Here is a 12,414-nt window from a genome sequence, read left to right on the forward strand (position 1 = left end):
CACGCCTCGTGCAATTGGTGGCCCTCGATCCAGTCGCCGCCCTTGTGCCTTCGACATCTCAACGGATCTGGGCCGGGTGATGGGTCTTGCCAGTTGAGCGCTTTGGCGAGTCGCCGAAGGTCGTGAGTGCGTAGGTCAGTTGGTAGCGCAGAGGTATCTTTGCGTCGAATGTTCCAGCGTAGGTATTCAGCCTTCATTCCGCACTCGGCTGCATAGAAGTAGAGTAAGCCTCCGACTGCATGCTCTTCGTTCTTTTCTGCGGTTGCTCCTTGGGCTGCTAGTCGTTCTCGACTTCGCCTCAATTCGCCTACATCTACATCCACCATGATCATAGAATACCGAATGACCTGTGAGCTTGGTTGAAAATCAACCACCTGGTGCTTCCGTGAGGATTTCTATTCGCCTGAGTGGGCTCAGCCGTGGTGCTCCACGCGTGACCCGGCGGCGCCCTTGACCACGCGCAGGCGGGTGGTGACGCGTTGGCGGAGGTCGGCGACGTGGCTCACCACCCCCACCGCCCTACCCCCGTCGCGGAGCCGGTCCAACACGTCCAGGACCTCCTCCAGGGTGTCCTCGTCCAGGGTCCCGAACCCCTCGTCCACGAACAGTGTGTCGATCTCCGTACCGCCCGCCTCGGCGGTGGCCACGTCACCGAGCCCGAGCGCCAGCGCCAGGGAGCTGAAGAACGTCTCCCCTCCGGACAGCGTCGCCGGGTCGCGTTCCACCCCCGTCCAGGCGTCCACGACCCGCATGCCCAGCCCACCGGCCGACCGCGACCTGCCGTCCCCGGCGGCCTTGTCCACGGTGTAGCGCAGCTCGTACCGGCCGTCCGACATCGTCAGCAGCCGGTGATTGGCCGCCTCCACCACCTGCTCCAGACGGGCGGCCAGCACGTACGCGGACAACCGGACGCTGTCGGTGTTGTCCGGCGAGGTCCCCGACGCCAGTGTGCTCAACCCCTGCGCCACGGCGTAGCGGCGCAGTACCGGCTCCGAACCGGCCAGCCGCTCGTCGAGTTCGGTGCGCAGGGCGGCCAGGCGGCGGGCGCGGTCGGCGAGCATCCCCTGCCAGGCCACCGCCCGGTCGGCGGCGCGGTCGGCCCGTTCGGCCTCGGCCTCCAGGAGGGCGAGGTCCGGCGCCGCCTCGCGTTCGGCCCCGACCAGGGCGGGATCGGCCAGCCGTGCCTCGACGGCCGCCCACTGGTCGTCGAAGTCGCGTGCACTGGTCCTGAGCTCACGGCGCCCCCGCTCGTCCAGCGCGGCCTCCAGAGCCTCGGCCTCGTCACGGAAGCGGGCCTCGGCCAGGCAGCGCGCGGCCTCGGCGGTCGCGGTCCGCAGCTCCTCGGCGGCCCGGCCGCGCGCCTCGACGGCGTCGGCCGCCCCCCGCAGAGACTCGGCCTCGCCGCGCAACCGGGCGATCCGTTCGGCCAGCCCGGCGTCCTCCCCGCGTGCCCGGTCCAGCAGCGCGGTCAGCCGCAGGTGCTCCCGGCCGCCCTCCTCGCGGCGGGCGGTCAGTTCGCCCTCCTCCCGGGCCAGCTCGCCCTCCCGCCGACGGGCCCCATCCAGGTCGGCCGTGACCTGGGCCAGCTCCTCCTCCAGGCGGTGCGCCTCGCGGGCGGCGGCGCGGGCGTCGGCCAGCTCCCGACCCCGGACGGTCACCTCCTCGGCGGCGGCCTCGACGGTGCGGCCCTCGGCGCGCTCGGCGGCGGCCGCGCGCCGCTCCCGCAGCGCCACCACGGCGTTCTCCGCCTCGGTGCGCCGGGCGGCCGCGGTGTCCGCGGCCCTGTGCGCCGCGCGCTCCTCGTCGGCCGACACCAGCCCGCTCGCACTCGGCCGGGCGGGGGCGGGGTGCTCGACGGACCCGCACACCGCGCAGGCCTCACCGTCGGCCAGACCGGTGGCGAGTTCGGCGGCCATGTGCGAGACGCGCCGCTCCCGCAGCTCCTGGGCCCGGTCGCGGGCGGTCTGGGCGGCGTCGACCGCGAGCCGCCGCTCCTCCTCGGCCCGTTCGGCCTCGGCGCCCAGACGGCGCTCGTCCTCGGCGGCGGCCCGGCGCCGCTCCGCGAGGTCGAGGGCGGCGCGCGCCGGGTCGGTCAGACCGGACCGCTCCCGGGCCCGGCGCAGCTCCTCGGTGACCGTCGCCACCCGTCCCGGCAGGGCCGCCACGTGCTCACCGGCCCGGACGGCCTCGGTGCGCACGGCCGCGATCCGCCGGTCCAGTCCGGCGAGGTCGCGGTGCAGGGCGCGGCGGCGCTCGGCGTCCGCGCTCAGCTGGTCCAGCCGGGCGAGTTCGTCGTGCCTGGAGCGTTCGGCCCCGCGCAGCGCCGCCGGAAGCCCGGTGGGGGCGGCGGGGTCCGATAGGTCCGCGGGGGAGAGGTCGGCGAGGCCGCTCACCAGGGCCAGCCGGTCGGTCACCGCGAGCTCGGCCTTGTCGAGTTCGGTGCGGCGGTGGTCGCGGGCGCGCAGCGACGGCAGCACCGCCTCGGCCCGTTCGGCGGCGGCCAGACGGGCGTCCAGTCCCTCCCGCCAGGTGCGCCGCTCGGTCAGCCGGTCGCGCTGCTCCCGGGCCTCGGCCAGCCGCCGTCCGCGGTCCAGCAGCTCGCGCGCGACCGTCAGGGCCTCGCGGGCGAGGTCGCGGGCCCCGGTGAACCCGGCGGTGACCTCCCGGGCGTCGCGGGCGGTCGCGGCCTGCACCGAGACCAGCTCGGCGGCCCAGGCGGTGAGCTCCCCGGGGGCGTCGGGGGCGGTGGACCGGCCGACCTCGGCGATCCGGCCGGAGACGGCGCGCACCCTTTCGTCGGCCGCGCGCACCTCGCGCTCCAGTTTCCGGGCGTGGCCGCCGAACCACTCCTCCACGTCGCGGAACACCCGGGTGTTGAAGATGCGCTCCAGCGACTTGCGCCGGTCGTCCGACTTGGCCCGCAGGAACCGGGCGAAGTCGCCCTGGGGCAGCATGACGATCTGGCAGAACTGGGTGAGGGTGAGCCCCACGAGGTCGCCGACGAACTGCCCGGCCTCGTCCGGGCGGGTGGTCACCCCCTCCCACCGGTCGCCGCGCCAGTCGAGCACCCGCACCTTCTGGTTCTCGGTGACGGTCCCGGTACCGCGCTTCTTGGGCCGTTCCCAGCGCGGGTTGCGCTCGATCCGCACCCGGCGGCCCTGGACGGTGAACTCCAGGGTGACCTCGGGCCGCACACCGGGAGCGGCGTGGTCGCTCCTGGGGGAGCGGTCCTTGCCGCGCGCGCCGGGCACGTCGCCGTAGAGCGCGAAGCAGACGGCGTCGAGCACGGAGGTCTTGCCCGCGCCGGTCGGACCGTGGATCAGGAACAGCCCGCCCCCGCCGAGCCGGTCGAAGTCGACGGTCTCGGTCCCGGCGAAGGGCCCGAAGGCGGTCATGGTGAGGGTGTGCAGCCGCATCTAGTGTGTCCCTTCCTGGACGCGGACCTCTTCGACCGCGCGGTCCACCAGCGCGCGTTCCTCGGGTGTGGCGGCGCTGCCCCGGGCCCACTCGACGAAGTCGGCGACCACCTCGCGTTCGGGGCGTTCGGCGACGGAGGCGGTGACGGGCCTGCGCTCGGCGTCGGCCTCGTCGGGGTCGAACTCCAGCATGAGGGTGTGCGGGAAGCGCTCGCGCAACCGGTCCATGGGCTGGGCCGGGCGGCGGGGGTCGGTGAGGGTCACGTGCAGCCAGTGACCGGTGTGCGGCTCCCAACGGTCGTCGGTGAGCAGGTCGTCCAGCCTGCCCCTGATCCGGGAGAGCGGCCGGGGGACGGGGGCGTCGACGAACTCCGCGCCGGCGAAGCCGTCGGCGTCCAGGTCCACCACCCAGCAGCCCTTGCGGTGGTGCTGCTCGGAGAAGGAGTAGGCCAGCGGGCTGCCCGGGTAGCGCACGGACGGCGTGATGGTCTGGCGTCCGTGCAGGTGGCCCAGGGCCACGTAGTCGACGCCGTCGTAGACCGAGACGGGCACGTGCGAGGCGCCGCCCACGGAGATGTCGCGCTCGCTGTCGGAGGGCTCGCCCCCGGTGACGAAGGCGTGGGAGAGCACCACCGAGCGGGTTCCGGGGCGTTGGGAGAGGTCGGCCCGGACCAGGTCCATCGCGTGTCCGATCGCCGCCGGGTGGCCGCGTTCGGGCAGGTCCCAGTGGTGGCGGGCGATCTCCGGCTCCAGGTAGGGGATGCCGTAGAAGGCCACCGGTCCGTGCTCGTCGTCGATCACCACGGGGGTGCCCACGCCCTCCAGCGAGCTGCGCAGGTGCACTCCGGAGGCGGCGATGAGGTCGGTGGCGAAGGACATCCGGGCCATGGAGTCGTGGTTGCCGCTGATGAGCACCGCCCGGGCCCCGGTCTCGCGGACACGGCCCAGGGCGCGGTCGAACAGCCGCACGGCGTCCACCGGAGGCAGGGCGCGGTCGTAGAGGTCGCCGGCGACCACCACCACGTCGATCCGTTCCGCGTGGATGGTGTCGACGAGGTGGTCGAGGAAGGCGGCCTGGGCGTCGACGAGGTTCTCCCGGTGGAAGGAGCGACCCAGGTGCCAGTCCGAGGTGTGCAGCAGGCGCATGGAACTGGACATTACCCAAGATCGGCCCGGTCCCGCCCGGGGAACCGTCCGCCCTGGGGACAACTCCCGGCGGAGGTTCCCCGTACGCGGGGCGTCAGAGCCTGCGGGCCAGGGTCAGGCCGTCGCCGATGGGCAGCAGGACCTGTTCGACCCTGTCGTCGGCGACGAGCCGCGCGTTGAAGTCGCGGATGCCCTGGACGTGCGGCGCGGTCTGCTCGGGGTCCACCACCCGACCGTGGGACAGGGTGTTGTCGGCCAGCAGCAGACCTCCGGGGCGCACCCGGGGCACCAGCTCCTCCCAGTAGTCGACGTAGCCGGTCTTGTCGGCGTCCAGGAACGCCAGGTCGAACCGGGGCTCCTCGGGCAGGGCGCGCAGCGATTCCAGGGCCGGGCCGATTCGCAGCGTGATCTTGTGGTCGACCCCGGCGCGCTCCCAGTACCGGCGGGCCACCGAGGTCCACTCCTCGCTGATGTCGAGCGCGAGCAGGGTGCCGTCCTCGGGCAGGCCCCGGGCGAAGCAGATCGAGGAGTAGCCGGTGAAGGTGCCGATCTCCACGGCGTCGCGGGCGCCGGACAGCTGGGTGAGCAGGGTGCTGAAGGCGCCCTGCTCCGGGCCGATCTGCATCCCCCGGTAGTCGGGGAACAGTGCGGCGGTCTCCTCCGCGAGGTCGGACAGGACCGGGTCCACCGGCTGGCTGTGGGCGACGACGTAGGCGTGCAGTTCGGGGCTGATGCCCTCAGTGGTTCGAGTCACGCACGCCACACTAGGAGGCGCGGCCCGGCCGGGCCAGCACCACTCCCGGACCGGCCGGTGCGAAGCCCGGGTGAGGCGGCCTGGGTGTACTGACCTGAGAGGTCAGTGCACCTAGTGCGAGGGCAGCAGGGTGGGCCAGTCGAAGAGGTACACGGACCCGATGATGACGCCGATGGTCAGCAGGGGGGTGACCACCTTCTGCTCCACCGGGCCGTTGGTGACGAAGCCCTGGCCCTGGCCGATGCGCTTCTTCCAGAACGGCCAGAAGATCGGCACACCCATCTTCGTGATCATGTCGCCGAAGAAGTGCAACACGATTCCGAAGGCGACGGCCAGACCCAGCCACGTGTAGTTCACGCCGACCGAGAACAGGGTGAGGGTGATCGCCGCCGTGCCCAGCGCGTTGATGATCCCCGAGGCCGTGCGGTTCTTGTCCATGCCGAACCCGAGCCCCTGGAGCGCGATTCCGACCAGCAGGAACACGAAGATCTGCACGGCCAGTTCCGACCACAGCGCCAGTGCCTGGACCAGGACGCCCATGAGGATCGCGAAGAAGAACGAGTGGGTGCCCATCCGGTGCCCGCCGAACGCCCAGCTGAGGATGTCGCTGAGGATCTCGGTGGCCTTGCCGTAGGTCTTGGTGACCGTCGCGCTCTTGTGGTCCACGTCCGGCAACAGGGCGGCGCCCGCGCACACCAGCGAACCCGCGATGATCTCACCGGGGCCCAGGTCGAAGCTGAGTCCAAGGAATTCCGTGCCCTGGACGAGCGGTACGACCGCCATCCAGCCGACCACGCCACTGAGTGCGTGCGAGTGCCCCATCATGGCGGGAACCGTAGCGGAGTCTGCCATTCGCCGCGAATCAGGACCGGTTTCGGTCAGGGAACAAAAGCCCCCACACCCTCAGGAAACACGAATGCCTCCGACAGAGGAGTCGAATGTGTTGCGATATTCCGCCTCACCTCGAAGATCGTTGACGCTCCTCGCGGCGAGTTGGTAGACAACCAACAACCCCCAGGTGGCCATGCCACCAACCCCACGAAACCTGACAGGGGCCGTCATGAAAACCCAACATCCTCCCACCGGCACCCTTCTTCGGCGGACCGCGGCGTCCGGCAGCGCGCTCCTCCTCATCGGAGGCCTCGCGGCGGCCCCCGCCGCCGCGAACGAGGCGGGCGGCACCACGCTCACCGTCGCCATCGCCCAACAGGTCGACTCGTTCAACCCCTTCACCGCGCAGCTCGCGGTCACCACGAACATCCTCCGGCACGTCTACGACAACCTCACCACGGTGAACCCCGAGACCGGCGAGCCCGAGCCCTCGCTCGCCGAGAGCTGGGAGACCTCCGACGACGGACTGACCTGGACCTTCAACCTCCGGGACGACGCCCGCTTCAGTGACGGAGAACCGCTCACCTCCGACGACGTCGCGTGGACGTTCACCACGATCATGGAGAACGACGCCGCCGCCGTCGCCAACGGCAACTACGTCTCCGGGTTCGAGAGCGTCACCGCCGAGGACGAGACCACCGTCGTCATCGAGCTGGACGAACCGCAGGCCACCATGGAGTCCCTGCGCGTGCCCATCGTCCCCCGACACGTCTGGGAGCCGATCATCGAGGAGGAGGGCGACGCCTTCTCCGACTACACCGCCGACGAGTTCCCCACGGTCGGCAGCGGCCCCTTCGTCCTCACCGACCACTCGCGTGGAGAGCACATCCGGCTGGAGGCCAACCCCGACCACTGGCGCGGCGCCCCCGGCTTCGACGAGCTGTACTTCCGCTACTACTCGGAGAAGGACGCCGCCGTCGAGGCGCTGCGCAGCGGCGAGGTCTCGTTCGTCTACGAGCTCACCGACGCCCAGATCACCTCGTTGGAGACCCTCGACGACGTCGCCGTCAACATCGCCGACGGCAAGCGGTTCCAGGCCTTCACCATCAACCCCGGCGCCGTCACCCAGGACGGCGAGGAGTTCGGCGACGGCCACCCGGCGCTCCAGGACCGCACCCTGCGCCAGGCCATCGTGATGGGCATCGACAACGAGGAGATCGTCCAGCAGGGCGCCAACGGCCAGGCCGTCGCGGCGGGCGGCTACATCCCGCCCCGCTACACCGACTTCCACTGGCGGCCCGAGGGCGAGGAGGCCATCCTCGACTTCGATCCCGACGCCGCCAACGCCATGCTCGACGAGGCCGGGTACGAGCCGGGCGACGACGGCGTACGCGTCTCGCCCGACGGCGACCGCCTGAGACTGCGCATGCACGTCCACGCCGACCGCCCCGACAACGTCCAGGCGGGCCAGGTCATCGCCGAGCGCCTCGCCGACATCGGTATCGAGATCGACAACCAGACCGTCGACCCCGGCATCCTGAGCGACGCCCTCTACGACGCCGAGTACGACCTCATCTTCACCGGGTGGACGGTCAACCCCGACCCCGACTACGTGTTCAGCATCCACACCTGTGACGCGCTGCCCACCGAGCCGGGCACCATGCAGGGCGACGCGTACTTCTGCGACGAGGAGTACGACGAGCTGTACGCCGCCCAGCTGGCCGAGTACGACCGCGAGGCCCGTGCCGAGATCATCCACCAGCTCCAGGAGGTGCTCTACCGGGAGGCCGTGGTCAACGTCCTGACCTACCCGAACATCATGGAGGCCTACCGCACCGACCACATCGCCAGCCTCCAGTTGGAGCCCGCCGAGGGCGGCAACATCTGGGGCCAGGACGGTTACTGGGCCTGGTGGTCCGCCGAGCCCGCCGAGGGCGCCTCCTCGGGCGGATCGGGCCTGTCCACCGGCGTGCTCCTGGGCATCGGGGCCGGTGTGCTGCTGCTGATCGTCGCCGGTGCCTTCGTCATCATCCGCCGACGTTCCACCGTGGAGGACCGCGAGTGACGACAACGCCCACCGAGGCGGACGAACCGACCGGGGCGGGGACCAGCGACGTCCCCGCCCCGGCGGGCCCCAGGGGGATCGGGCGGGCGGCCCCGGTGGCCGTCTACGTGCTCGGTCGCCTGACCACCGCCGCGGTCTCCCTGTTCGCCGTGATCGTCGCCGGGTTCTTCCTCTTCCGCATCCTGCCCGGCGACCCCGTCCGCGCCATGACCGAGGGGCGCGAGGTCTCCGCCGAACAGCGCGAGGAGCTGCGCCGCCAGTTCGGCCTCGACCAGCCCCTGTGGCAGCAGTTCCTCGACTACGCCGCCGGGCTGCTCAGACTCGACCTCGGCGTCTCCTTCCAGTACCGGGAGCCGGTGGTCGACCTCATCCTGGAACGGCTCGGCCCGACGATCCTGCTCGCCGGGACCGGAACGGTCATCGCGGCGCTCCTCGGCCTGTTCCTCGGCACCCGTGCCGGGTGGAAGCCGGGCGGACGCGGCGACCGGATCAACACGGCGGTGGCGCTGTTCTTCTGGTCGGTGCCCACGTTCTGGCTCGGCCTGCTGCTGATCGTGCTGCTGGCCTCCGGACGCGGGTTCATGCCCGGCCTGTTCCCGACCGGCGGTATGGTCTCGCCCGGCGCCAGCGGGCCGGTGGAGACCGCGCTCAGCACCGCACGGCACATGGTGCTGCCGGTCCTGACCATGGTCGCGGTGATCTACGCGCAGTACCTCATGATCATGCGCTCCTCGCTCATGGACGAGAAGGGCGCGGACTACCTGACCACCGCGCGCGCCAAGGGGCTGCGCGACGCGCTGGTGCGCCGCCGCCACGCCGTCCCCAACGCCCTGCTGCCGACCGTGACGCTGATCTTCCTCAACCTCGGGCAGGTCGTCTCGGGGGTCATCCTCGTGGAGACGGTCTTCTCCTGGCCCGGACTCGGACAGCTCTTCTACTCCGGCCTGCGCGTACCCGACCTCGGCCTCGTCCAGGGCCTGTTCGTGGTTTTCGCGGCCTCGGTGATCCTCATGAACCTCCTGGCCGACCTCGTGTACCCGCTGCTCGACCCGAGGGTGCGCCCATGACGACTCCCACCGGACCCCCCTCGGCCGGACCCGCGACCGGCGGGGGCCCGCCCGCCCCGGCCGTCTCCGCCAGCACCCTGGCCCGCAGACGTCGCCGCGAGGCCCTCGTCCGTTTCGCGCGCGAGTACGCGCGCAACCGGGCCGGGCTCCTCGGCCTGGGCCTGCTGCTCGCCATCGGCCTGCTCGCCGTCACCGCGCCGCTGTTCATCGACCAGACCCACCTGACCATCACCGGCGCACCCGGCGAGTCCCACGAACCGCCGAGCTGGCGCTTCCCCCTGGGCACCGACAACTTCGGCCGCTCGATCCTGGACCTCGTCATCTGGGGCGCGCGCGTCTCGCTCACGGTCGGCCTGTTGGCCACGTTCGTCTCGGTCACCCTCGGCACCCTGGTCGGCGTCACCGCGGGACACTTCGGTTCCTCCGGCGGACTCGGCGGCCGGATCGCGTCCACCGTGCTCATGCGGGTCACCGACTGGTTCCTGGTCCTGCCCACCCTGGTGCTCGCGGTCGCCCTGGCCGCCGTGCTGCCCCGGGGCACCGGCACCATCATCGTCGCGATCGGCCTCACCGTCTGGCCGCCCACCGCGCGGCTGGTGCGCGCCCAGACCCTCGCCGTGGAGGCCCGCCCCTACGTGGAACGCGCCCGCGCCCTGGGCGGCGGCCACGCGCACGTCATGGGATGGCACGTGCTGCCCAACGTGATGCCGGTGGTGCTCGCCCAGACCACGCTGCTGGTGGCCACCTCCATCATCGCCGAGTCCACCCTCGCGTTCCTCGGCATGGGCGACCCCACCACCATCTCCTGGGGCGGCATCCTGGAGGCGGCCCGCACCGCCGGGGCGATCAGCGCCGGGATCTGGTGGTACATCGTCCCGCCCGGTCTGGCCATCGCCGTGGTCGCGCTCTCCTTCACCCTGTGCGGGCGCGCGGTCGAGTCCGTCATCAACCCACGGCTCAGGGGGCAGAGTTGAGCACCCTTCTCGACGTCAGCGACCTGCGCGTCACCTACTCCGGGAGCGGCGGCGACGTCCCCGCCGTGCGCGGCGTGAACCTGTCCCTGGACCCCGGCGACACCCTCGGGGTGGCGGGGGAGTCTGGCAGCGGCAAGTCCACGGTGGCCCTGGCGCTGCTGCGCCTGCTGCCCGCCAGCGCGAAGGTCACCGGAAGCGTCCTGCTGGAGGGCGAGGACGTCCTCCAGATGAAGTGGGGGCGGCTGCGCGCCGTGCGCTGGGTGGGGGCCTCGGTGGTCTTCCAGGGCGCCATGCACTCGCTCAACCCGGTGCGGCGGATCGGCGACCAGATCGCCGAGCCGCTGCTCATCCACGAACTGGTCGCGCCCGCCCGGGTGGGCGCCCGTGTGGCCGAGCTCCTCGAACAGGTCGGGTTGCCCGCCTCCCGCCGACGCGACTACCCCCACCAGCTGTCCGGAGGACAGCGTCAGCGGGTGATGATCGCGATGGCGCTGGCCTGCGAACCGCGCCTGATCATCGCCGACGAGGCCACCACCGCGCTGGACGTGATGATCCAGGCACAGATCCTGGCCCTGCTGGAACGGCTGGTGGCCGAGACCGGGATCGGGATGCTGATGATCAGCCACGACCTGTCGGTCCTGGCGGCCACCTGTGACCGGGTCGCGGTGATGTACGCGGGGCGCGTCGTCGAACAGGGGCCCGCGCGGGAGGTCGTGCACGCCCCCGCCCACCCCTACGCGAGCGCGCTCAGCGCGGCCTTCCCGAAGATCGGGGACCCGGCCTCGCGGCTGGCGCCCCGGGGCCTGCCCGGCGACCCGCCCGACCCGGCCGACCCTCCCTCCGGCTGCGTGTTCCGGCCGCGCTGCGCCGTGGCGGAGACCGTGTGCGCCACGGTCGACCCGCCGCTGTGGCCGGTGCGCCCGGACCGCGACGGCCGCTCGGACCGGCACGCCGCGTGCGTGCACGTGGGCAGCGGTCCCGACGGCCCGAGCGGACCCGCCACCACGGGCCTCACGGGCACCAGCGACACGGGCACCAGCGACACCGAGGAGACGAGCCGTTGAGCACCGACACCGACGCACGAGGGCCCTCGCTCCCCGGGGTCCCGCACGAGGACACCGGGCCCATCCTGCGCGCCGACGACGTGCGGGTGGCCTTCGCGGCCGGGGCCGCCCCGGGAGGCGGCCGGGGGACGGCACGCGCCGTGGACGGGGTCAATCTGGACGTGGCGGCGGGGGAGATCGTCGCCCTGGTCGGCGAGTCCGGCTGCGGGAAGACCACCCTGGCCCGCGCCCTGCTCGGCCTGGAGCGCCCCACCGGCGGCCGGGTCCTGTTCGAGGGGCGGCCGCTGGGCTACCGCTCGCGCGACCTGCGCACCTACCGGCGCCGGGTGCAGCTCGTGCAGCAGGACCCGATGGGATCGCTCAACCCGCGCCGGACGGTGTACGAGTCGGTCGTGGAGGGGCTGCGTATCCACGAGGGCACCACCGCGGACGAGACCGAACGGGTGTCCCGGGCGCTGTCCCGGGCCGGTCTGCGCCCGCCCGAGCGGTTCTTCTCCCGGTACCCGCACGAGCTCTCCGGAGGACAGCGCCAGCGCGTGGTGATCGCCGGAGCCCTGGTCCTGGACCCGGAGGTGCTGGTGGCCGACGAACCGGTGGCGTCCCTGGACGCGTCGGTGCGCGGCGAGATCCTGCGGCTGCTGCTGGAACTGCGCGACGAACTGGGCCTGTCCGCCCTGGTGGCCACGCACGATCTCGGGCTGGCGTGGAACATCGCCGACCGGGTCGCCGTGATGTACCTGGGGCGCGTGGTGGAACTGGGCACGGTGGAGGAGGTCCTGTCCGCGCCCGCCCACCCGTACACGCGGGCCCTGTTGTCGGTGCTGCCCGACGCCGGGTCGTCGGAGGGGCCCGTGGTGCTCTCCGGCGAGCCGCCGGACCCCAAGCGGGTGCCCGCGGGGTGCCGGTTCCATCCGCGCTGCCCGGTGCTGGCCTCGGGCGAGGCCGATCGGGCCGGGGTGGCCCACCTGTGCACGACGGTCGACCCGGTGGTGCTGGGCGGCGGCGCGGAGCGCAGGGTGGCGTGCCACTGGGCGGCCGCCGACGAGGAGGGGCGCCTGCGGGCGGACGGGCCCGCCGGTCCTCTGCCCGTGTAGGGG

The 12,414-nt window shown here is 72.4% G+C and carries 9 protein-coding genes; 5 read left to right on the plus strand and 4 right to left on the minus strand.

The window, feature by feature from the left end; all coding sequences use genetic code 11:
• Positions 1-413: 413 nt before the first annotated feature.
• The 4 genes from ABZ635_RS04760 to ABZ635_RS04775 form a co-directional block, all read right to left on the minus strand.
• Positions 414-3,416, minus strand: coding sequence for an SMC family ATPase (locus ABZ635_RS04760; RefSeq protein WP_357758948.1), 3,003 nt, complete (start codon positions 3,414-3,416; stop codon positions 414-416).
• Positions 3,417-4,574 carry an exonuclease SbcCD subunit D gene (locus ABZ635_RS04765; protein ID WP_357758950.1) on the minus strand — a complete coding sequence of 386 codons (1,158 nt, stop codon included), beginning with the start codon at positions 4,572-4,574 and terminating at the stop codon, positions 3,417-3,419.
• An 82-nt stretch (positions 4,575-4,656) separates the two neighbouring features.
• Positions 4,657-5,316 (minus strand): class I SAM-dependent methyltransferase, encoded by a 660-nt coding sequence (locus tag ABZ635_RS04770; RefSeq protein WP_357758954.1) that lies wholly within the window; start codon positions 5,314-5,316, stop codon positions 4,657-4,659.
• 111 nt (positions 5,317-5,427) lie between these two features.
• On the minus strand, positions 5,428-6,141 hold the full coding sequence (locus ABZ635_RS04775) for a metal-dependent hydrolase (protein WP_357759134.1): 714 nt from the start codon (positions 6,139-6,141) through the stop codon (positions 5,428-5,430).
• Positions 6,142-6,376: 235 nt separating this feature from the next.
• Here ABZ635_RS04775 and ABZ635_RS04780 point away from each other — a divergent pair, with 235 nt between their 5' ends.
• The 5 genes from ABZ635_RS04780 (at position 6,377) to ABZ635_RS04800 (ending at position 12,411) form a co-directional block, all read left to right on the plus strand.
• Positions 6,377-8,212: an ABC transporter substrate-binding protein gene (locus tag ABZ635_RS04780; RefSeq protein ID WP_357758957.1), complete on the plus strand. Its 1,836-nt coding sequence runs from the start codon at positions 6,377-6,379 to the stop codon at positions 8,210-8,212.
• Positions 8,209-9,279 carry an ABC transporter permease gene (locus tag ABZ635_RS04785; RefSeq protein ID WP_357758960.1) on the plus strand — a complete coding sequence of 357 codons (1,071 nt, stop codon included), beginning with the start codon at positions 8,209-8,211 and terminating at the stop codon, positions 9,277-9,279. Before ABZ635_RS04780 ends, ABZ635_RS04785 begins: the two co-directional genes overlap by 4 nt.
• The gene (locus ABZ635_RS04790) at positions 9,276-10,253 is read left to right on the plus strand and encodes an ABC transporter permease (RefSeq protein WP_357758962.1); all 978 of its coding nucleotides are present in this window, start codon (positions 9,276-9,278) and stop codon (positions 10,251-10,253) included. The genes ABZ635_RS04785 and ABZ635_RS04790 overlap by 4 nt, the downstream gene beginning before the upstream one ends.
• Positions 10,250-11,317, plus strand: a complete 1,068-nt coding sequence (locus ABZ635_RS04795; protein ID WP_357758965.1) for an ABC transporter ATP-binding protein — start codon at positions 10,250-10,252, stop codon at positions 11,315-11,317. Before ABZ635_RS04790 ends, ABZ635_RS04795 begins: the two co-directional genes overlap by 4 nt.
• Before the next feature lie 62 nt (positions 11,318-11,379).
• Entirely contained in the window at positions 11,380-12,411 is a 1,032-nt protein-coding gene (locus ABZ635_RS04800) for an ABC transporter ATP-binding protein (RefSeq protein WP_357759137.1), read from the plus strand.
• Positions 12,412-12,414 lie beyond the last annotated feature (3 nt).

Source organism: Nocardiopsis sp. NPDC007018 (assembly GCF_040635075.1).
Lineage (GTDB): Bacteria > Actinomycetota > Actinomycetes > Streptosporangiales > Streptosporangiaceae > Nocardiopsis.

What these genes read in the sequence shown, in the direction of transcription:
- ABZ635_RS04765 (WP_357758950.1), bottom strand. Translation starts at nt 4,574, where the DNA reads ATGTCCAGTTCCATGCGCCTGCTGCACACCTCGGACTGGCACCTGGGT.
- ABZ635_RS04780 (WP_357758957.1), top strand. Translation starts at nt 6,377, where the DNA reads ATGAAAACCCAACATCCTCCCACCGGCACCCTTCTTCGGCGGACCGCG.
- ABZ635_RS04790 (WP_357758962.1), top strand. Translation starts at nt 9,276, where the DNA reads ATGACGACTCCCACCGGACCCCCCTCGGCCGGACCCGCGACCGGCGGG.
- ABZ635_RS04775 (WP_357759134.1), bottom strand. Translation starts at nt 6,141, where the DNA reads ATGATGGGGCACTCGCACGCACTCAGTGGCGTGGTCGGCTGGATGGCG.
- ABZ635_RS04760 (WP_357758948.1), bottom strand. Translation starts at nt 3,416, where the DNA reads ATGCGGCTGCACACCCTCACCATGACCGCCTTCGGGCCCTTCGCCGGG.